Origin of the sequence: Butyricimonas muris, from assembly GCF_046365375.1 — a bacterium.
Taxonomy (GTDB): Bacteria; Bacteroidota; Bacteroidia; order Bacteroidales; family Marinifilaceae; genus Butyricimonas; species Butyricimonas muris.
Genome location: NZ_JBKEIT010000006.1, coordinates 276,227 through 298,377 on the forward strand (window position 1 = coordinate 276,227; position 22,151 = coordinate 298,377).

Here is a 22,151-nt window from a genome sequence, read left to right on the forward strand (position 1 = left end):
TAGTTATGAAAAAGATAGTTTTATATATTTGGATAGTATTGATGGCATGGTTGGTGCCCGGTGCTTGTATAGACGATAAAACTTCCGGTTTTAAAACGGATGGATCGCCTATCGTGATTTCGGTACAAGATACGGTGGTGTATCAGGATTTCGGTTTTCCTTTAGTGATAGAGCCTGAAATTACCCAATTGCTTCCCGATTTACCCTTGAAATACGAGTGGAGATGGATGGCAATGGACGGAGGGGAGGGAAGTGATTCTTTGAGATTCATTAGTGGAGAGAAAGTCTTTGAGCATGAATTTTCTCGAGCCGGTGTTTTTAAAATTCGATTAAGGGTTGAAAATCAGTATGGAAGTAGTTTTAAGTATTTCACGGCTAATATTCGGGCTCCTTTTGAACGGGGGCTTCTTATCCTGAGTAATGACGAAGAGGATAACGGGCGGCTCTCTTTTGTCCGTTTAAAAGAGGAAAACGAGTTGCTGGATAAGGAGAACACGGATTTTAATTCGAATGCTTTCGGGCAAGCAAATCCCGAAATTATTTTGCGGGGAGCTAGAGATGTAATCTTTGCACGCACAGGGAAGGAGTATCCGTATAGTTATGTATTGGCAATCTCTTCCGAACCGGAACAGAAGATTTATTTTCTTAACGGGCGATATTTTTTGATGGAAAATATCGTGGATGTGAAAAAATTCTACCCGGAAGCCTATCCCACGGTATTATGTGGTAACGGAGATAATGCTGCCCGTAAGATGATGTTCGGTACCAACGACCGAATGGGACATCCGGGGGATTGCGGATTTGTACATATGGAAAGTTTTCTCGCCTATCCCGGTGAAACATTCGGAGAGTATGATAAAATAATTGTTGGAGAATGTAAAGATGAGGATTGGGGATTGACGACTTATCTTGGATGGTTTATTGACAATACTCATTCAAATGTATGGGGTATTGAGTTTGGAAATAGTACATTTACCAGTGGAGAACGATTTACCGGTAAACAGGTCATTAATGGTGCATATATTGATAAATCGGGAAAAATAGTATTGGTGGCTGTCGAGAAAGGTAATCCGCGAAAAGTCAGTATTCATAAAAGTGATTTCAATAGTTGGGATTGGGATACCCGGGAAATAGTGTTTGAATCCGATCCTTATATTTACACCGTAGACGGTGATTTGAACTTGACTGCCGATAGCCGGATGGTTTCTAACGGGAAATATCAATACATTTACTATTATCAAGGGAATAAGATTTATCGTTGGGTGTATATGGCGCAAGAGCCTGAATTGCCTACTAAGCCCGAACTTATTTTAGATGATCCCGATGATGAAATCACTTGTATGGAGATGAGTCCGAATCGGGAGCACTTGTGGGTATGCGTGTATAACAAGAATGCGGATACCGAATTGAAAGGAAAATTGTTAATAGTTAATCCGGCTACTATGACGGTAGAGAAAACTATCAAGGGTATTTCAGACCGGGCAATTAAAGTGATGTGGAAACCCGTGGAATTTAATGAAAAGTAGTATGTTTTGTAAAAAGGTACACGTGTTAGGCTTTCTTTTTGTATTTCTATTCGGTTTATTGCTGGTTGGAAATCCTGTTTTTCCGAAGATGATTTCCGGAATAGAGATACAAAAAGAGCGTTTGAAAGCGGGGTGTCCCGCTCTTAATTTCCGCTATAAGGATAATAAAGGACGTTGGGTGGAGTTAAAGGATTTTAAAGGGAAGTATGTTTACATTGATATATGGGCCACGTGGTGTGGTCCATGTAAAGCGGAGATTCCTTATTTGAAACAACTGGAAAAGGAAATGAAGGGTAAAAAAATAGTGTTCGTGAGTATGTCTTGTGATGAGGATAAAGCGGTGTGGGAAAAGTACGTGAAAGAACAACGTTTAAGTGGAGTACAGTTGTGGATGGGGAAGGGGAAAGATATGAAAGATTTCTATCAAATTCAATCCGTACCCCGGTTTATCCTGTTGGATAAAAAGGGTGATATCGTGGATGCATTCATGACTCGCCCTTCTGATGAAAAAACAAAAGAAACGTTGATAAAATTGAAAGGTATATGATGAACGGTAATTTGAAATGTTGTCGGGTTTTATTATTCATGATAGGATTGTTGCTTTGCGCGGGTGGAAAAGTCGGGGGAACGGAATACGTCGTGTTGGTGGGGAAGAATGTGCAAGCTGACCGGGAGTGGAAAAAAGTGGTAGATAAATTGGTCGAAATTCATCAAGCTCAAGTTGTGGAATACGGGGAGTTCACCTCGGAGGCTTTATCCCGGTTGAAAGAACTGGCTCCCCGGTACGTGGCGATAGTAGAGAAGCCGGAACGGATAAATCGTCAATTCGTTATAGACTTGAACCAAATGAGCCGAAGGGTGGACGATGACATTTATACTGATTTCTTGTGGGGAATAATTACCGGTTATGATGCAGATGCCGCTTTGGCACTTGTGGAAAGGGCTCGGACACCCAAAGAGGTGAGATCTGCATGGTGTTTGAGGAACGATGATTTTCGTGATGGGAAGTATTTTGAAAAGATGGGACTTTGTGATCAAGGTGGCGTGTGGTACGAAAAAAATGGAGAAGGTGATACCGTGAGTCGTCATGTCTTTGAAGAGCAAGCTGGTATGAGTGAACGGATGGTGCGTTGGGTGGAAACTGCGCAACCGGATCTGATCGTTTATCAAGTAGAAGAGTTGGGTAATCGGATGCCTTTATTACAAGGAACCGAGAATGAAAGGGAGATTGTGTTTCCCCGGGAAGGTAAATTGTGGTTGGGTGACCGACGTCTAAAACCGGGCGGGCAATCCCGAGTCTATTTCGCGCAAATGAGCGGGGGGCGAACTCACACTACTCGTGAGAGTATTCCTGTTGCTTGGATGAATGACGGGAGCGTGACAGCATTTGTCGGTTCCACAACTTTTTCTTTTCATGGATGCGGTACGTGGGGAACTTTGAAGTATTGGTTGACGGATGCCGGACGGTTTACGTTGGCGGAAGCCTATTTTTTGAATCAACAGGATGTCTTGTGGCACCTGAATGAATGGGAGTCGGAATTACTTTATAAGCCTTGCCAATATAGTGATGATCGGATAAAAATGGTACGGCTTTGTTACGGAGCTTATAGTGAACTGCAGGAAAAAGAACCGAACAATCCGGCTTTGATAGATAAATTCGGTTATTGGTACGAACGGGATATTTGGGTCTATTACGGAGATCCGCTTTGGGATGTGCGAGTGAAGGATCTCTCCCATGACCGCCCTTACACGATAACCACTCGTACAAGAGGGAAAAAGTGTGTTGTAACGATTAAGGTGTCGGCGGATTATACATGGGATAGGCTATGTGGAGAGCTTTTTTCAACTTATGGTATGGGGGATTTGCATTGTGCGGTGGGGAATCTGCCGATTTGTTTTTTCTTCCCCGAGCGACTTAGAAATCCCCGGGTAGCAACCTCGCGAGAGATGAATTGGGATATTAGTGTAAATAAGGACTTTCTTTTTATTCGGAATGCGTTTTTAGAACCGGGAAAGACTTATCGGATTGAATTGGACGTGGATAAATAGAGCGGAAAGAACAAGAGATTGACCGTCCAACTCTTGAATGTTGTGTGGAGTATAGCGAAGGATCTCGTGAAAAACGCCATTGGCGGGAGATTCTTCGCTTCGTTTTGAGTGGAAACAATAGAAAAAAGTCGTTGCTATGAATTTTTATTTTTTTTAGAGAGGTGCGTTTTGGGCAGAATTATTTTAATTTTGCTGTCCGATTAAACAAATTAAAAAACAGAAGAAATGATAGCAAATTGGTTTGAAGCGAAGGTGAAATACGTGAAAGTGGGTGAGGATGGGAAAGAGAAGAAAATGTCCGAGTCGTATTTGTTGGATGCCATGTCTTACACGGAGGCGGAGAGCAGGATCACGGAGTGTTTGAGAGAGATGATTCAGGGGGATTTTTATATTGCCGCGTTGAAGAAATCGAACGTGACGGAGTTGGTGGAGTCGAATGATGGGAATGACGACAAGTGGTACAAGGCGAAGGTGAATATTATTGATGCCGACCAGATTAGCGGAAAAGAGAAGAAATCCGGTCAGTATTTCCTGATCGCGGGGTCTGATTTGGAGTGTGCTTTGGTTAATTTGCAAAAGAGTCTGTCTACTTACGTGGTTCCTTTCGAGATCGCTTCTATTGCCGACACGACAATCATGGACGTGTTCCCTTATTTCTCGGATGATGCGGAGGAGAGGATTCCTTCGAATCTGAAGCCTCTCGGTGAGATGGAGGCGAATACCGAAGAATTCGAATAGGGAAAACCTGCCCTAATCCTAGGGCTATCCTAGGGTTATACTACCTCTTCCCGCTTACAGCTACGATATGGAATGCTTATAGCAACGATTTTTATCGGGGATACAAGTGTTTGACAAGAGCGTTGTGGGCGGGAAGAGATAGTTTTGCCATAGGATTACTTGGGGAAAACCCGGATAAGGGTTTACTCCAGAATATCGTCCAATATTTTGTACTGTGCGTTGAAAAACAGCCTTCTCTCGAAACGTCCGCTTTTGGAGAGTAAGGTAGATATATCACAAAAGGAGTTTATCCATTCTTTCACCTTGGCGAAGTCTTCCTCGGAGTTCTCTATCATGGAGAAGCTGAAGTTGCTTTGAAAGGTGGCAAAGTGTCTGTTGCCGGATTGATAGTAGTTGCTTGTAAAGCCGATATTGACGGAGGAAACGTAGAAGGTTGTTTCCGGCGGGTATGGGATTTCGGGTACACGGGTGCCGTTTAACGTCATTTCGATATTTGATAGGAGTTTGTGAAGTTCTTCCTTTATATCTTCTTTTTCTTGCGTCGTGATAATGTTCATTTTGTAGAAATTATCAATTTCTCTGGCCAATATCCAGATTAATGAATTGTCCCAAATGTAGAAAATTTTTTCAAAATTGTACGTGTCAATGTAGTTTTCCGTGAGGGTAGATAATCTGTGGGGAAGTTCCCATGAAGAAAAATGATTGAATTTTTCCGAGCGGATGAAGTAATTTCCCCATTTGAAGAACATGAATTTCATGATCATGGGGTAATGAATGAAAAACTCCAGTGGTAGGATGTGGTAAACATTTCCCATTTGTCCGGGAGCGTCCCGGTTGATGTATGCAATTCGTTTGATGTTTTGCTCTATCATGTCACACAAGCAATCCATAGAATCTAGTTTCAGGGGGATTGCCAGCGCGACGGGGAGCCATTGATGGTCTTCTTCTTTGTAAAGTAGTCTGTCGATAGAGATATTCAGTTCTTTTGCCAGTATTCCCATTTCCCGGATAGAGAAATTCACTTTTCTTGCCAATCTCCTGTAGATGGATTCCTTTTCTAACTTTAGAATGTCGGATACCAAGTTTATCAGGTCTGCCCTTTTGGGGACTTTCTTGCATAATTCATCAATGAATTCGTCATGGAGATCCTTCTTTTGCATAATGGTTTGTGTTTATTTAAAGATGGAATATGTTAAATATAATATCAAAAATAACTATAAATACGGAGTTTTTTGATAAATATTAGCTTAAAATGCGTTTAAGTATAATATTCAAGTGTGGGGTTTTGCTTTTCTCCGTTTTGGAGAAGTTTTCCGGTATTTTTCCTCTGTTTTGGAGTAAGTTGTTGTATGGTTTTCTATCATTGAGTGGGACGGAAAGGTTGTCTGCCCGAACTTCTCCGGGATGTCCAATTTCGGGTGCAGGAGTTGGATAAAGTTGTCTTTTTCAAGCGATAACAATGCTTTACATTTGCATTAAGAAAATTAAATCTGTATGCAAAGTAAAAGATTTATATTATTGATCATGGTGATTTCGTTCTGCACGTTAGCCCGTGCTCAAAAAATCGCGTTGAAAAATAACCTGCTGATGGACGGTATGGCATCCCCGAATCTGGGTGTGGAATTCAAGGTCGGGGTGCGTACCACGTTGGATGTTCCCGTCAGTTGGAATTTGTGGAGTTTCAGCAATGATAAGAAGTTTAAGCATTTTGCCGTGCAGCCGGAATTACGGTGGTGGAAATGTCAACCGTTCACGGGACATTTCTTGGGTGTTCACGCTCATTACGCTTCTTATAACGCGGGAGGTATCGGACCTTTTAGAACGATAAAGGATAACCGGTACGAGGGATGGTTGGCGGGTGTCGGCGTGAGCTACGGTTATAACTGGATATTCGCGCCCCGCTGGTCGCTGGAAGCTACTGTCGGGGCAGGATATGCTTATATGTCGCACGATAAATTCCCGTGTGGCAAGTGTAAACCCAAGATCGGGCATAAGACCGCGCATTATTTCGGGTTGACGAAACTCGGGGTGACTCTTGTGTTTCTGATAAAATAATACAGACTATGAAAATCAATGGTAAGATAAGGTTTAAAATGGTGGCTCTGGTTGGGCTCGTGTTGCTTTTTATGACTCCTGTCGGTTTGGTCGCCCAACAAAAAGTGTCAGACGTGCGAGTGGTGGTGCGTGACGTGCGGCAGGAGCGTGACAGTATACGTGTTGTGCTTGATATTGAGGCTATCGGGGTTTCTGTCCCTGCCCGAGGTCAGATGTACCTTTTCCCGGTGATTCGTTCCGGGATGAACGAGAGGAAGCTGCTGCCTGTCGTTATCAGCGGCAGGATTCAACAGGCGGTGGTGAACAGGATTGAAAGGCTTTCGGGGCGTGTCGAACCCGTGTACGCGTCTTTCTCCGCGAGGGGGCAAAAGCTTTTTCACGAGAGGATAAGTTACAGCGCGACGGTTCCTCTCGAAAGTTGGATGAAGGACGCGAATGTTGCCATGGCACAGGAACGGCGCAATTGCAGGGGTGAATTTCATCACCTTTCCATGGAGGTTATCGCTGATAGAATCCGTTTCGCGGAAAAGCCGACACGTGTAATTTACGAGCTTCCCGTGGAACTTCCCGTTCCGCCGCGGGAGGAGATAAAGATCAGAACGGAGTCCGGCGAGGCACAGATTATCTATACGGTAGGCAACGCGGAGATTAAACCTATGTTAGCCAATAACCGGAACGAGTTGGATAAGATTCGGCAGAGTATTGAAAAGGTGAGAAAAGTACAAGGAGTGAAAATTAACTCCATTACGATTTCTTCTTACGCGTCACCGGAGGGGACGTGGGAGTATAACCTTAAACTGTCGGAGCGGCGGGCGGCTTCGCTCACGGGGTGGCTTCGCGGGAATTACGACCTCGCGGGAATCGCTCTTTCTTCGCGAGGTTACGGGGAGGATTGGGAAGGACTTGAAAAATTGGTTCGGGAAGATCCGGTTATGCCCGAGGGCGAAAAAGGACGAGTGCTCGAAATTATCGGGAATACGGATGTATTTGACGGGCGCGAGAGGCTGTTGATGCAGTATAATGAAGGACGGACTTATCGTTATATGCTTGCCAACCTTTTTCCCATGCTTCGCCGGAGTGCCTATCGGATTACTTTCACGGTTCCCGAATACTCGATCGAAACCATAAAGGAAGTGTTTAAATCTTACCCGAGTATGTTGTCTTTGTACGAGTTTTACCTGCTTGCCAATCAATATGAACCCGGTAGCACTCAATTCAAGGAGGTTATCGTGCAGGCGGCAAGGATATTCCCGGAGGAAAAAAGCAGCCGCATCACGATGGGCGTGTTTAGTTACTTGTCAAATGATGTGTCGGCGGCGTTGAAGTTCTTGCAGGGACTGGAGGATGAGCCCGAAGCATGGATTTATTTCTCCGCGTTCCACGCCCGCAATAATGAGTTGGACAAAGCGGAATATTACGCGAAGAAGGCGGTGGCTGCCGGTAATACGGATGCGGTGGGACATCTTAGATTGATTGAACGATACAAGGCAGATGAAAATGTTTATCAGGAGAAATTGAAAGATTGGGAAATGTATGGAATGGATTGATTCCACGATGATTGAAAATATAATTATTGTCCATTAAAAACACGATTAAATGAAGATGAAAATGATTTTAATGTCAATGTTGGCGATAGCGGCATTGACCGGTTGCAGTAAAAGTGACAGTGATAATGATCCGCCGGAAACGAATGAAGCGGATGTTGCTTATCTTTCCATTAAAATTGCAACGCAAAACACATCAGCCCGTTCTTCGGGTGAGGAAAGCGGAACGAACGAGAGTGACTTGAAAAACCTTTATCTGTTGTTCTTCGATAAGGCGGAAAATATAGTGGGAATCCCGGGTACGACGGATTACCTCGTGAAGATTCCGAATGCTTCTTCAAGTCCGTCAGCCGTCAAGGTATCCGCGGCGGCGACCAAACTTCTGGTGATAGCCAATCCCGGCGACAAACTGGAGGGAATGTTGAACGATATTAATGTAACGACGACTTTTAGCACGGTTAACACGGCAATCAAAGGGGCTACCCGAGAGGAGATCACGGATGTGGTTCTACCTATTACCAAAGGTTTTACCATGATTAATAGTGGCGATGAAACGGGGAAATCCGCCGGGGATAAGATTTCCGATCCTTTGATTGACATCAGCGGTAAAATTCAGAAAGTGACGAAGGATGTGGATGACGATGAGGCAAAGGAGGCTGCCGAGAAAACAGGTAACAGGGTGCAGGTGAAGATTGAACGTCTGGCTTCCAAGTTGGAACTCAGTCTTAAAGGTAGTATAGAGGTCAAACCTGACGGGGCAACATTTGTCTTCGGTAACTGGACTTTGGATGCCGTGAACAGTACGTTCTATCCTTTCGCGGAGAAAACGCTACTCTCGGTTACTCATTCGAGTGGTGGAAGTTATACCAGTAATTTCTACACGGTTGACCCGAATTACACGAATGATGCAGGTGTCGTGAATGCCACGGTAAATCGTAGTACTTACGCTCCGGTATTGGTGTCGCCGTACACGTGGATGGCTGCCGCGGATAAAACTTATTGTATCGAGAATACGATGTCTGCCGCCGAACAGAAGTTCGAGAATGCCACCCGTCTGGTGATTAAAGGCACGTATTATCCCCCGGGACGTGCCAGTGGGGGCGACTGGTTTAATTTTGCCGGGAGTAATTTCACTGATTTCGCGGCATTGCAAGCTGCTTACAATGCTGCCGATGCCGGATCGAATTTAAAGGCTGCCTGCGAGAAAATGTACACTAAAATAAAGGAGTACGCGGATGCGCACAGCGAGGTGACTCTTACCGGTACGTCGTTCGCCACTCTTTTGGAAACGGATTTGTCACAAATCCCGAATGGCGGAGAGGTTATCAAGGACGGTAAGAATCCTGTTATCCGTTGGTACCAGAACGGGCTTTGTTATTACTATTACGAGATACGTCATGATAATGAAACAACGCAGGAGATGGCTTTTGCCAAATACGGCGTCGTTCGTAACAACTGGTATAAATTGACCTTGGGTTCCGTGAAAGGTCCGGGAACTCCTTGGTATCCGGATATTGACAACCCGGGACCCGGTGATCCGGACCCGAAAGATCCGATTGACGGGACGGTAGGATATATCGGTATCACGGTTGAGGTAGCACCGTGGATTGTTTGGGAAAACGAAATAGGGATTTAGGGATTTTTTGATTTGGTGATTTAGTGATTGACGATTCGGTGATTCATGAAGCGTGGCTTGTGTGGTTGGAAGCATTTCTGTGCCGCCTTCGTGAAGTCCCGAACGGTTGGCATGATTAAATCTATAATGAATGAATGGTATGAACGTGAATAATGTACATCGAAACAGGTTCCGGTTGCTTCCGGTCGTTATCCTGTCGCTTTTCTTCGTGTCGTGCGAGAGTATCAAGGACGATATGGATGATTGCGGGATATATCTGGAATTTGTCTACGATTACAATATGGAGTATGTTGACTCTTTCGAACTGCAAGTGGAGACGGTCGATGTATTCGTGTTTGACGGGAAAGGGCTGTATCTTTTCAACAGACACGTCGGGCGTAAGGAACTTGTCGGGGGAAAACGGATGTTTTTCGGGAATGATTTCCGTCCGGGAGAATACAAGATACTGACGATAGGAGGGTTGACAGGGCATTTTAAGGTTGCCGACAAGGACGGTAATTCTTTATCCCCCGGGCAGACTATGCTGGAAGATGTCCGGATAACGCTGAACCGGACGTCCGGGACGGTATCTCACGGATTCTCGCCTTTATGGGTGGGACAGACCATTGATATTCAGAATAAGTCCGATTTGTCGGTGTTTCCGGTGCATCTTGTCAAGAATACCAATCGTTTTACGTTGTTGCTGGATAAATCGGAAAAATATGCCGGAGCAAGAAGTGGGGCGGCAGCGTATACTTTTGAAATAGAAACCCCGGAAGGGGCGGTGTACGGTCATGATAATATGCCAAGGCTAAGGGAAAACGTGAGGTATATTCCATACGAACTGACAACGGGGAGCGAGCCGGGAGTGTTGTCCGCGGGACGTCTTAACACGGTCAGGCTGGTGTACGGTGAAGATTATAATTATAAACTTACCGTGCGTGATGCGCGAAGCGGAAGCGTGTTGTGGGATTACGATCTGATGTCTTTACTGGAAGAGATAAAACCCGCGAAAGGGTTGGACGGTAATGACTTGTCCATGCAGGAATTTCTCGACCGCCAGAGCGAATGGCATCTGGTGCTTCTGTATAAAGAGGGAAGTGAACCCGATGGTTTTGTTGCCGTGGGAATCAAGATCAATAACTGGATAATATGGTTTAATGATATAGGTGTCTGATTTTATATTGAAGTGTTTATGAAAAATAATATCTTACATATTGTCTTTACGCTGGTTTTTCTCGTTTCCTGTATCTCGGAACGCTCGGAAAAGAATGAGGGTATGGCGGGCGGTACGCGGGGAATGATGTCGATAGAGGTTCTTGTGGATGGAGCTGACGAACATGATTACGTTCATACAGCCCGTTTTATCACGTTCGATGACGCTTCGGTTTTCCCTGTTGTCGATATCAACGAGGTCGTTGCTTTTGACACGAAAGAGCAGGATGCCAAGAAGTTCGGTACGACGTTGGAAGTCAGTTCGAACCCGGATAAAATGCTTGTCGTGGTCGTGAATGAGCCGGGGACGATGACTGCCGCGCTGGAAGCGGTGACATTCCCGTCCGAGTTGGAGGATTTGATTTTTCAGATGGGGGACGCGTTTAATTTTAACCACACGCTCCCTGCTTCTTCGGGGCTTCCGATGACCGGGGTAAAACGGAAAATTACAGTAACCGAGGGGAACACGACACGGGAAAAGATCAATTTAGAACGGGGGGTGGCACGGGTAGAGCTTTGGTTGAAAAAAGAGGATGCCGTTGCTTTTGCCCGACTGACCAATTCTTTCCGGGTGCTGTTGGAGAAGACCTACACGGGAGGATATCTGGTGGCAGGGACAGAGGCAGACGGCACTCGTTTTCAAACGGGTGCGGAAGTGGAAAATAATTTCGGGCGGATGTTGATTCCTGCCAGTGATTACGACTATGTCGGTTGGACTTACGGGGGAAGTAATTCTTTGGAGTTGGATGATACCAAGCAATTGATATGCGCGTTTTACACTCCCGAGAGAACCTGCTCTGCCCCGGGAGATGTTGATAAGCTGGTATTGGATATCATAGGATTAAGTACTCCCGACGGGTTGAGGGATACCCGCACGATCTTGTCGGAATTTTCCCCGGAAGGAGGGGGGAATGTGCAAGCACTCACGGAGATCAGGCGTAATAACGTGTACCGTATCGTGGGTGTCGTGAAGGAGAAAACCGTGCAGTTCGAGCATACCGTCATTCCGTGGTCGGACGCGGGACAGGGTATTATTATTGATCCCCAGTACTTTTTGCGGGTAAGTCGGGATAATCTTTATATCAGTAATGACGGGAAGTCGGTTATAATTACAACCGAGACCAATTACGACAGGACTGACCGCGGGTTCCCGAAAGGGATACAACTGGGAACGGTAAGTTATTACGATAAAAATGGTAATCTACTGGCACCTTCTCACGTTCAGAGTGATTGGTTGCAAGTCGCGATGTCGGAAGTTGCCGGAAGTTTGTTGCAAAAGTTGACATTTACGGTTTCCGGGAATCTAAGTAGTGTTGATATAGGATGTTATGCCGTTGTAGAAGTCAAGGCGGGAAATCTGACCAAGGAGGTACGGGTAACTCGTTCATAGTATAATAAATATGTGTTAAATGAAGCGATTTAAAGTATTATCGAAACTGTTTTACCCGGCTGTTTTATTACTGCTTGGTATGGCGGGGTGTGTACCGGAGAAACTGGATGCACCTGCCGGAGTATCGGGTGAGGTGGTGGCCATGGAAATGATTATTCCGGGTTTTGATGTGCCTGTAACCCGCTCGATAGAAGGTTCCAAGGGGGAGGCCGCGGTGCAGACGATAGACGTTTTGATTTTCGATCAATCGACTCCTGCCGCGAAATTGCTCCAAAGTATCAAAGTGAGTAATTTTACACAGGAACCGTCGGGTTCGGATTACAAGATAAAGTATAATCTGGCATTACCGAAAGACGAGAATGCTGCTTTGATCGTAATTGTCACGAACGCTTCGGACGAGGTGGATAAGGCATTGACAGATTATCCGGTCAATTCGGAAAAACAAGACGTGTTAGGAGCGTTGAAATTTACCACGCGACCGGATGCCGACGGTTCCTATAAATGGAATGTATCGACACCGGGTTATACCCCGATACCGATGTACGGGGAAGTCCCCGTCGACGGGATTGCACCGGGAAAGACAGTCAGCATATCATTGACTCGTATGCTTGCCCGTATTGACGTCGAGAACGAGGTTAAGGGGAGCATTTTCAGACTTGAGGAAATACACGTGGTGAATTACAATACTTCGGGTTATATTGCCCCGGCGTGGAACGCATCCAACGGTAATATCATAGCGGATTATTACACGAATAATAATAATCCTATGGTGCCGAGTCCGGCGGGTAAGCAGTCCGGAACCTTGGATGACGCGATGATGTATGAATATAAGCAGGTTGGCGATGTTGCCGGACCTTTGTTGGCGGGAGAGATCTACGCCTATGAAGCCGCGAGGAACTCGGAAGCCGATCAAGTGAACGGAACTTGTCTGATTATCAAAGGAAAGTATTTTGGGAAGGATTACTATTATCGCGTTGATTTCACTCGTGAGTCGGCGGCGTCTACTGCCGCGGACTATATGCCCCTGTACCGCAACTACAAGTATATTGTCACGATAACGGCGGCAGAGGGAATCGGCTACGAATCATTCGATCAGGCGCTTCGCTCGAAAAGTGTGTTGTCAAATCTGAAAACTTCTATTCTGGTCGTGGATATGTCCGGGATAAAGCACATTGTTTATGACGGACAGTTCTTTATGGGGGTGGAAACACGGGTAATTGATATGCCGTACGGCGTGAGCAGGCAATTGAAACACCGGGTGAGTTCCGATTATCACGGGGATTGGAATGCTGTCGTGCTGGAACCGAACGCGCACACGTGGCTCCGGCTTGCCGACAATAAGCCCTCGACGAATGGGGCTGACATTAACCAGACAGGGGTGGAAATCAATGTTACGGCGATTACCCCGCCGGGTAATCCCGAGGATTACGTGAGCGGTAAAATCGTGTTTACTGCCGGGAGGCTTATCGACACGCTGACGGTCCGGAGAGTTCCGGTCGCCGAATTGTTTGCCCGTAGTAACGTGGTTCTAAGTTCCGGGGTATTGACTTTTGCCATTACGGAACAGGATAACCGGACGATTCCGGCTTGGTCGCAGGGGCTGTTTTTTAAATGGGGATCGCTTGTCGCACTGGCACCGGGAGGGAATCCTTATGATCCGACGGTACAAGTCGTGTATGCCCCGTCGGGGTTGAATCCGTCAGACTGGAAAGGCGGGCTTGGCGGTTGGGATAAAATACCGTACGGTCACCCGAATTTCGGCTTTACCTCGTCTTCCGCGGCGGATGATTCTTTTAAAGAGTTTTTTAATAACACGGGTTTCGACGAGGCAACGGGCATAGGGGATATATGTCGTTATATTTCCAGTGGAAAGGATGGAAAAGGTTGGGTGGAAGGAAAATGGCGTATGCCTACTTCTGCCGAATTAGAAGCATTGTATAATGAAACGGGGGTAAAAACAGCGAATAGAGGTAGTTTTAAAGATGTCACGTTAAACTTGAACGCCAATTCCGGTAGTTATTTGAATGGATCGTTTGATCCGGAAAGTGGTTGGTTTCTGGGGGCGAACGTGTCGGCTTCTACTTCAACGCCTGCCAACGCGGGGACACCGCCTGCCGGAACTGTTTTTCTGCCTGCCGCGGGACACCGCTATCCCAACGGGGACGGTAACGTGGTACAAGTCGGGGCTTACGGGTATTATTGGTCGGCGACGCCTTACACGATTAATAGCCGGTACACGGTGAACGATCTTTTCATGGAAAAAGACGGGATGCTGTTTTACGATGCCGACTTGTCGTATGCTTTTCCGATTCGTTGTATCAGAGATTATTGATGGATAAATATATATGATATGGAAACACCGAAGTATATGATGAAAAAGATATTCTTTCTTTTGTTGGTATTGTTGGGAATGAGGGACGGTGTATCGGCACAATCCTCTCATCTTATGCCTTTTTTCCGGTCGTTTTTGGACGGGGATATGGAGAATGTGAAACTTTTTGAGCCGAATCAGATCGAAGCCTCGGGAAGAAAAGCCGATAACACGTACAAGAGAGCAAATCAGGCGAAGCCGGTGAAAAACTTGGGATTGCGACTCACGCAAGGAAAAGAAGAGGTCGGGGCTTTTTATTTGCCCGATTATATTTTCTCCACGAAAGACGGTTTACTGATTGAGTTCGAGTATATCATGATGTACACGAATCCGTCGGAAAAGGGTTTGACGGACGGTATTTGTATGTTTCTTGTCGATGCGACTACCAATCAATATATTGGGGATAATCTGAAATACGGAGCGGAGGGGGCGGGGTTTGGTTATACTCACAGGTCGTCGGTTCACCAGAGCATAAGTAAGGGGGTATTGCCGATAACCGGCATGAAAGGCGGGTATCTCGCCGTGGCGTTGGATCAGGGTAATTTTAAGAATTGGCGTATGGAAGACTACGAGATGAGAAACGGGATTCCTTATGATGATAATTTGACTACAATAGCTAATGCGCAGCTTCTAAAATATAACACCAGAAGTAATGTAACCATTCGGGGGGCTGCCGGTCGAGGAAAAAAAACGATAACAACTCAACAGAATACGCATGAAATACCGGAAGGCAGTTGGGGATTTCCGGTACTTATCACCCGGCACACGGGATGGAGTATTACCGGAGGGCTTGAAGATGAACATTCGAACGGATTGAGAAATGAAGCCGGATTCGAGTTGAACACGACGAGCGGGCAGTATGAACGGCATGTTGCTCCCCGGATTGATAAACCGTTCAATATTTCAGGCGGAGGTGTGTTTTCCCATTCGGATGAAAGTACATACCGAAAGGCTATTATCGCGTTGGAACCCAATGATAACGGGGGTGGTTTTAAGATCACGGTGACGATACAACACGGAACAGAAAAGACGATCGTGATAGAGAATTACACGTATCCGTCTTCTTTGAGTTATGCTGAAAATAGTTTGCCAATCCGGATTGCGGGCGGAAGTCCGCCTAAACCGATATGGTATACCAACCCACCGGTAACAAACCTTACCCTGACTACGCCACAGAGATTATGTATCGGGTTTATGGCATCGACCGGACAACTTACGGCGCATACCAATATTATCAAGAATTTGCGTATTACTCCTCTCTACGGGGCACGCGCGGAAGATGATATTTACGAGCATCGTCGAGGACCTGCCACCGTGAGGCCATTGGATAATGACGTGACGTACAGGGGTGAAGGCAGTACTCCGAATGCCGGAAAAGATAATCTGAACCCGAGGAGTTTCAGAATATGGAAAAATGATAAGGAATGTCTTGGGAGTGAGGTATTCGTGTACGAAGCTCTTAACGAGGGCAAATGGGTATATAATCCGGATCTGGCTGAAATGATGTTTTTTCCGGTCAAGGGTTTCAAGGGCGAGGCCTCGATCATGTATGACGTTAAGGGAAAGTACGCGCCTTATGACGATGAGTTGTTTCGTTCTTCTTTGGCGAAAATCGTGATTAATATAGATGATAATCAACCTTGAGTTCGCCTTCGGCGAGTTGCAGGTTACAGGTTGCATTTGCCTTCGGCGAGTTGCAGGTTGCTTCTCTAGCGTTAGTAATTTGTAACTCGCCGAAGGCGAACCCTACTCCCCAATCTTTTGTTTGTTTTTTCGGAAACGTTTGTAAAAAAGCCTTTTTCTGCACTTTAATTTGTTAAATTTTATTTGATTATATTGATATTCAATGTTATAACACTTGTAAAGTTACGTGTAAATTCTTGTCTAAAATTTGGCTTTATACTATTAACTTTTATACCTTTGCCGGATTAATTTTCTCCGGGTCGTTTTGTATGAGCGAGGGACATTTAGTGAGTTTTTGACGATCGGGTGAAACTTGAAAGAGATTCAAACGTATTTGGAAATAATTAATCTATAAGAATTATGAAGACAAGAATTGAACATGATTTACTCGGCAACAAAGAGGTGCCAATGGATGCTTATTATGGTGTTCAGACTTTGAGAGCAATCGAGAACTTCGCTGGGATTAGCGGTTACACGATCGGAATGTTCCCGAACTACGTGAAGGCTTTAGCGATGGTAAAATGGGCGGCTGCAAAGGCTAACTATGAATTAGGCTTGATTCCTTCCGATATAACGAATGCTATTACGGCAGCTTGCGAGGAGATCATTGACGGTAAATTGGCCGACCAATTCCCCGTGGATATGGTACAAGGTGGTGCCGGAACTTCCACGAACATGAATATCAACGAGGTTGTAGCTAACCGCGCTTTGGAATTATTGGGACATCAAAAAGGTGAGTACGATTATTGTCACCCGAACAATCACGTGAATCTTTCTCAATCCACGAATGACGCTTACCCGACATCTTTCCACTTGGCTATAATTTTGACCAATAAAGAAGTTGTGGCAGAGATCAAATTGTTGGTTGATTCTTTCCGTAGAAAAGCGAAAGAGTTCGAGCACGTGTTGAAAATGGGACGTACCCAGTTGCAGGATGCCGTGCCGATGACTTTAGGTCAGGAGTTCGAGGCTTATGCTTATACTTTGGAAGAGAATATCGAGCGTCTGAACGAGGCTGCTAAATTGTTCTTGGTCGAGAACATGGGTGCCACGGCTATTGGTACGGGTATCAATTCAGAACCGGAATATGCTGAAATCTGTGCTCGTGAATTGCGTATTATCAGTGGTGAAGAGTTCGTGTTAGCACCGAACCTGATTGCCGCTACGCCTGATACCGGGGCTTGTGTATCCTATTCTTCCGAATTGAAACGTTTCTGCGTTCAATTGTCCAAGGTATGTAACGATTTGCGCTTGTTGTCCAGCGGTCCGAGATGCGGATTGAACGAGATCAACTTGCCGCCGATGCAACCGGGATCTTCTATCATGCCGGGTAAAGTAAATCCGGTTATCCCTGAAGTGGTAAACCAAGTTTGTTTCCGTGTAATCGGTAACGATACGACCGTGATGATGGCTGCTGAAGCCGGTCAGTTGGAATTGAACGTGATGGAGCCGGTGATCGTGTACGCTATATTCAACTCTATGCAGATGTTGATTAAAGTTATGGATCGTTTGAGAGTGTTGTGCGTTGACGGAATCACTGCTAACGTTGAGCGTTGCAAGGATATGGTAATGAACAGTATCGGAATCGTTACCGCGTTGAATCCGACGTTAGGATATGAAAATTCTTCTCGTATTGCCAAGAGAGCCTTGTCGGAGAACAGAAGTGTTTACGATTTGGTACTGGAAGAAAAGTTGTTGACTAAGGAAGAGCTAGATAACGTTTTACGTCCGGAATTAATGATTGCACCGAAAAAATTTTATAAGAAAAAGTAACCTAACATGTTTAATTTCGTAAATATTGCTGTATCTTAGCAAAACTAAATTTTAAATATAAGGTTATGAAGAAAAGTTTTAATCGGTTTGTTGCAGTTGCTTTAATCGCTGCTTCATCAGTTGCTTTGAGCGGATGTTTCGGCTCTTTCGCGTTAACATCTAAATTGCATAATTGGAACAGTGGAGTTTCTGATTCTAAATTCGTGAACGAGTTGGTATTTTTGGGATTATGCATCCTTCCGGCATACGAATTGTGCTGCTTGGGTGATGCTTTGATCTTCAACTCTATCGAATTCTGGGGTGGTAACAATCCTGTTGCCATGAAAGCCGGAGATATCGAGAAAGATCAAGTGATGTTTGCAGGTAAATCTTACACTGTAACCAAAACTATGAACAAAATGGAGATCTCTAGCGAAGAATCTGACGCTGTTGCTGAATTCCAATATTATCCGGAAGAGGATGCTTGGTATCTGATGAACGGTCAAGAAAAACAAAAATTGATGAAAAACACGAAGAAGATGATGAAAGCAGTTGTTGCTCTTCACTAATTTTTCGGAATATAGAGAATAAAAAAGGACGTCGAAAGGCGTCCTTTTTTTGTCGTGTAACTTACCGAAGGTAAATGCAACTTGTAACCTGCAACTCGCCGAAGGCGAATTTAGCTGATGTATCGCCAATTGATTTTTGTCTTGAAGAGCCGTTTTACTTGTGTGGCGAAGGTTTGGTTTTCTTCTTTTTGCAGGGAAGGATCATCTTCCAGAATAATCGTGGCGGCTTGGGCGGCTTCATTTAGTATACGTCCGTCCTTTCCGAGGTTGGCTACCCGCAGGTTGCAGGTGAGTCCACTTTGCTGGGTGCCCTCGATATCTCCCGGTCCGCGTAGCTTCAAATCGACTTCCGCTATTTCGAAACCGTCGTTCGTGGAAGTCATCGTTTCGATGCGTTTGCGTGATTCGTTGGAAAGTTTGTACGAGGTCATAAGAATGCAGTAAGATTGATCTGCACCCCGCCCCACGCGTCCCCGGAGTTGATGAAGTTGGGACAGACCGAAACGTTCGGCGCTCTCGATGACCATAATGGAGGCGTTCGGGACGTTCACGCCGACCTCAATGACGGTAGTGGCTACCAATATCCGGGTTTCGCCGGATGCGAAACGCCTCATGTGTTCGTCCTTGTCGGCAGGTTTTAATTTACCGTGCACGATGCCTGCTTTATAGCCGAGCGGGTCGAAATAACTCATCACGTGTTCATAGCCCTCTTCCAGATTACGGTAATCCATTTTCTCGGATTCGGAAATGAGCGGGTAGACAATGTATGCCTGCCGTCCGAGTTCCAGTTCCTTCTGGATAAATTTGTAGACTTGCAAGCGTTTATTCTCGAAAGCGTGGTGAGTCGTGATTGGTTTCCTGCCCGGTGGCAGTTGGTCGATCACGGATACGTCCAAATCCCCGTACAGCGTCATTGCCAACGTTCGAGGAATCGGGGTGGCGGTCATGACCAGCATGTGGGGCGGAATCGTGTTCTTCTGCCAGAGTTTGGCACGCTGGGCGACGCCGAACCGATGTTGCTCGTCGATTACGACAAGCCCGATATTTTTGAAACTAACCACGTCTTCCAGTAGGGCGTGAGTTCCAATCAGTATTTGTAACCTGCCGTCGGAAAGGGCATCATGCAGTACATCCCGCTCTTTCTTTTTGGTTGATCCTGTCAATAGCCCCACGCTAATGGGGGTATTTTTCAAAAGTTCGGAAATCGTTTCGTAATGTTGCGTGGCAAGGATTTCGGTAGGCGCCATGATGGCTGCTTGAAAACCGTTATCCAGAGCGATAAGCATGCACATTACGGCAACCAGTGTTTTCCCGCTTCCCACATCGCCTTGTAGCAGGCGATTCATTTGTTTCCCCGACCCGCAATCGGAACGAATCTCCTTGATTACCCGTTTTTGGGCATCGGTGAGGGGAAAGGGGAGGTGATTGCGGTAGAAATCATTGAAGTAATTCCCCACCACGGTAAACGGATGGCCTTGGAATGCCGCTTTCCGGTTGAATTTGAGTTTTAATATATTGAGTTGGATATAGAACAACTCTTCGAACTTCAGGCGATACTGGGCATTGCGCAACATATCCGGGTTCTCCGGGAAATGAATATTGTACAGAGCCTCGTGCAGGTAGATCAAATTGTGCTTTTTGATAAACCATGCCGGGAGGGTTTCCTGTATGCGGCCGTTGATAGCTTTGAAGATATTTGCTTGAATCTTGTTGATTACGCGGGAGGTCAGATAGCTTTTTTTCATCTTCTCCGTGGTCGGGTAGATAGCTTGAAAACCCACGAGTTGTTTGGCGTTTGCCTCGTACAAGTCAATTTCGGGATGCACGATATTCAATTTGTGGTTGAACACGGATGGTTTCCCGAATATCAGGTATTCTTTCTCGGGCAGGATTTGGCTGGTCAAGTATTTGTAGCCGGTGAACCAAACCAGTTCCAGTTCCCCCGTGCCGTCGTATGCGGTGGCAACCATACGGGTCTGTTTTCCAGTTCCCACGGCGGACAGGTTCATGATTTTGGCTTTGACTTGTATGTACGGGAGCTCGGACGAGAGTTCTCCTATGGTATATATCCGGGTGCGGTCGATGTACTTGTACGGGATATAATAGAGCATATCCTCGTAACTTTGGATGCCCATTTCCTGCTCCAATAGCGATGCCCGTTTTTCTCCGACGCCCGGGATAAACTTTATATTCAGTCCTGCCAGTTCCAAAATGCTCATTTAAATTTAATAGTATCGAATTTCACGAACGAAAGTAAAAAAAATAGATGACTTTAGTTGAGCATGTCGGGAATAAATTTTATTTTCGTAGGATAAATAATATAGATTAATTGTTCGTCGGGAGATGTATAATTATTTGAAACAACGGTTTAAGCACGCTATTCGATTTCGTCACAAGAGAGGGTACGGGGTACATTCCCCTTTTGTGTTTGACTTGATCACGAACGTGATAAAGGAAAAGGCGGAGTATTATGATTTCGCGCGTATCGAGGCAATGGGCAATGTCCGGGAGAAAGAACGAAAGTTATACCGGTTGATTTTCCGGTTGGCGGATTATTTTTCGTTTCGGGAGGTATTATGCGTGGGAGTGGAGAACCCGTGGGTGTCCCGTTATTTAGCCGCGGTCTCAAAGCAGATGAACGTGTTGAACGGGGGACATGATTGTCCCGGGGCGGAATACACGGGACGTGTGACTCCCGCGGAGATGAAAGGAAGGGAGATAGACTTGCTGTTTTTAGGACGTGCATTCGAGGCGGATTGGCATGAGTCTTGGGAAGAGGTTTTGCAGGAACGCAAGAAAGGGCCTTTGTGCGTTGTGATAAAAGACATTTACAAAGGTCGGTTTAATTCCCTCGTCTGGCGGCAATTGCGTCAAGAAGGAACGGTGTCGATAGATATGATGTGGTACGGGATTGTTTTTTTCGATGAGCGGTTGCAAAAGGGGAGGTATAATTTAATAATTTAATAATTTACGATTTATGAATTACGATTTACGATAAAAAATTAGTTCGTGGAGAGTAATCATAAATCTAAAATTTAAAATCTAAAATTGAATGAAGGTTTACACGAAAACAGGGGATAAAGGAACTACGGCATTAATCGGGGGAACTCGGGTGCCGAAAAATAATATACGTTTGGAAGCGTATGGCGGGGTGGATGAGTTGAATAGTCATTTGGGAATGATCCGGTCGTACCCGATTGACGAGGTTAGTGTGAAAGAGTTGATAGAGATTCAAAACGTGTTGTTTGTCGTGGGTGCGAACCTTGCGACGGATACCTCGGTGAGTAATATGCAAAAAAAGATGCCCTGCACGGAAGAGGACGTAGCTTTTCTAGAGCGGGCAATTGACCGGATGGACGAGGAATTACCACCTTTGCAATATTTCGTGCTGCCGGGGGGACATCCTGCCGTGTCGGCTTGTCATATCGCTCGCACGGTTTGCCGTCGGGTGGAACGTCGGATTATTGACATGGGCGAGGAAATCGAGGTCGAGGACGTGATTGTACGTTACGTGAACAGGCTTTCCGATTACTTGTTTGTACTGGGACGTAAGCTGGCAAAAGATTGCGGTTTGGAAGAAGCCAAGTGGATTCCGAGGAAAGATAAATACTAATTGATTCCGTGTTCAATCATAAATCTTAAAT

The 22,151-nt window shown here is 45.5% G+C and carries 17 protein-coding genes; 15 read left to right on the forward strand and 2 right to left on the reverse strand.

Annotated features, from left to right (window positions below; genetic code table 11):
- Positions 1–5 precede the first annotated feature (5 nt).
- From ACK8P8_RS12120 to ACK8P8_RS12135, 4 genes are all read left to right on the forward strand, one after another.
- A complete protein-coding gene (locus tag ACK8P8_RS12120; protein WP_410025932.1) occupies positions 6–1,526 on the forward strand; it encodes a hypothetical protein in 1,521 nt (506 codons plus the stop codon).
- Position 1,527: 1 nt separating this feature from the next.
- Complete coding sequence (locus ACK8P8_RS12125) at positions 1,528–2,073, forward strand: TlpA family protein disulfide reductase (protein ID WP_410025933.1); 546 nt, start codon at positions 1,528–1,530, stop codon at positions 2,071–2,073.
- Positions 2,070–3,575 (forward strand): hypothetical protein, encoded by a 1,506-nt coding sequence (locus ACK8P8_RS12130; protein WP_410025934.1) that lies wholly within the window; start codon positions 2,070–2,072, stop codon positions 3,573–3,575. Before ACK8P8_RS12125 ends, ACK8P8_RS12130 begins: the two co-directional genes overlap by 4 nt.
- A 225-nt stretch (positions 3,576–3,800) precedes the next feature.
- Positions 3,801–4,313 (forward strand): DUF4494 domain-containing protein, encoded by a 513-nt coding sequence (locus tag ACK8P8_RS12135; protein WP_369860562.1) that lies wholly within the window; start codon positions 3,801–3,803, stop codon positions 4,311–4,313.
- Positions 4,314–4,495: 182 nt separating this feature from the next.
- Here ACK8P8_RS12135 and ACK8P8_RS12140 read toward each other — a convergent pair whose 3' ends face one another.
- On the reverse strand, positions 4,496–5,473 hold the full coding sequence (locus ACK8P8_RS12140) for a hypothetical protein (RefSeq protein WP_369860563.1): 978 nt from the start codon (positions 5,471–5,473) through the stop codon (positions 4,496–4,498).
- Positions 5,474–5,807: 334 nt separating this feature from the next.
- Between ACK8P8_RS12140 and ACK8P8_RS12145 the strand changes: the two genes are divergently transcribed.
- The 9 genes from ACK8P8_RS12145 to ACK8P8_RS12185 all read left to right on the forward strand — a co-directional run bounded on the left by ACK8P8_RS12145 (position 5,808) and on the right by ACK8P8_RS12185 (position 18,507).
- Positions 5,808–6,368 carry a DUF3575 domain-containing protein gene (locus ACK8P8_RS12145; protein ID WP_410025935.1) on the forward strand — a complete coding sequence of 187 codons (561 nt, stop codon included), beginning with the start codon at positions 5,808–5,810 and terminating at the stop codon, positions 6,366–6,368.
- An 8-nt stretch (positions 6,369–6,376) separates the two neighbouring features.
- Positions 6,377–7,915, forward strand: a complete 1,539-nt coding sequence (locus ACK8P8_RS12150) for a hypothetical protein (protein WP_410025936.1) — start codon at positions 6,377–6,379, stop codon at positions 7,913–7,915.
- Between the two features lie 55 nt (positions 7,916–7,970).
- Positions 7,971–9,548, forward strand: coding sequence for an Mfa1 family fimbria major subunit (locus ACK8P8_RS12155; RefSeq protein WP_410025937.1), 1,578 nt, complete (start codon positions 7,971–7,973; stop codon positions 9,546–9,548).
- 130 nt (positions 9,549–9,678) lie between these two features.
- On the forward strand, positions 9,679–10,704 hold the full coding sequence (locus ACK8P8_RS12160) for a FimB/Mfa2 family fimbrial subunit (RefSeq protein ID WP_410025938.1): 1,026 nt from the start codon (positions 9,679–9,681) through the stop codon (positions 10,702–10,704).
- Between the two features lie 18 nt (positions 10,705–10,722).
- Positions 10,723–12,132, forward strand: coding sequence for a hypothetical protein (locus tag ACK8P8_RS12165; protein WP_410025939.1), 1,410 nt, complete (start codon positions 10,723–10,725; stop codon positions 12,130–12,132).
- 19 nt (positions 12,133–12,151) lie between these two features.
- Complete coding sequence (locus tag ACK8P8_RS12170; RefSeq protein WP_410025940.1) at positions 12,152–14,464, forward strand: hypothetical protein; 2,313 nt, start codon at positions 12,152–12,154, stop codon at positions 14,462–14,464.
- A gap of 18 nt (positions 14,465–14,482) precedes the next feature.
- On the forward strand, positions 14,483–16,147 hold the full coding sequence (locus ACK8P8_RS12175; RefSeq protein WP_410025941.1) for a hypothetical protein: 1,665 nt from the start codon (positions 14,483–14,485) through the stop codon (positions 16,145–16,147).
- 399 nt (positions 16,148–16,546) lie between these two features.
- On the forward strand, positions 16,547–17,959 hold the full coding sequence (gene aspA, locus ACK8P8_RS12180) for an aspartate ammonia-lyase (protein ID WP_410025943.1): 1,413 nt from the start codon (positions 16,547–16,549) through the stop codon (positions 17,957–17,959).
- Between the two features lie 65 nt (positions 17,960–18,024).
- Positions 18,025–18,507, forward strand: a complete 483-nt coding sequence (locus tag ACK8P8_RS12185) for a DUF3332 domain-containing protein (protein WP_410025944.1) — start codon at positions 18,025–18,027, stop codon at positions 18,505–18,507.
- Positions 18,508–18,617: 110 nt separating this feature from the next.
- On the opposite strand, the gene recG is transcribed toward ACK8P8_RS12185, so the two are convergent.
- On the reverse strand, positions 18,618–20,720 hold the full coding sequence (gene recG, locus ACK8P8_RS12190; RefSeq protein ID WP_410025959.1) for an ATP-dependent DNA helicase RecG: 2,103 nt from the start codon (positions 20,718–20,720) through the stop codon (positions 18,618–18,620).
- Positions 20,721–20,850: 130 nt separating this feature from the next.
- On the opposite strand from recG, the gene ACK8P8_RS12195 reads away from it, so the two are divergent.
- Together ACK8P8_RS12195 and ACK8P8_RS12200 are read left to right on the forward strand one after the other, a co-directional pair.
- Complete coding sequence (locus ACK8P8_RS12195; protein WP_410025945.1) at positions 20,851–21,471, forward strand: hypothetical protein; 621 nt, start codon at positions 20,851–20,853, stop codon at positions 21,469–21,471.
- 88 nt (positions 21,472–21,559) lie between these two features.
- Entirely contained in the window at positions 21,560–22,120 is a 561-nt protein-coding gene (locus ACK8P8_RS12200) for a cob(I)yrinic acid a,c-diamide adenosyltransferase (protein ID WP_099289994.1), read from the forward strand.
- Positions 22,121–22,151 lie beyond the last annotated feature (31 nt).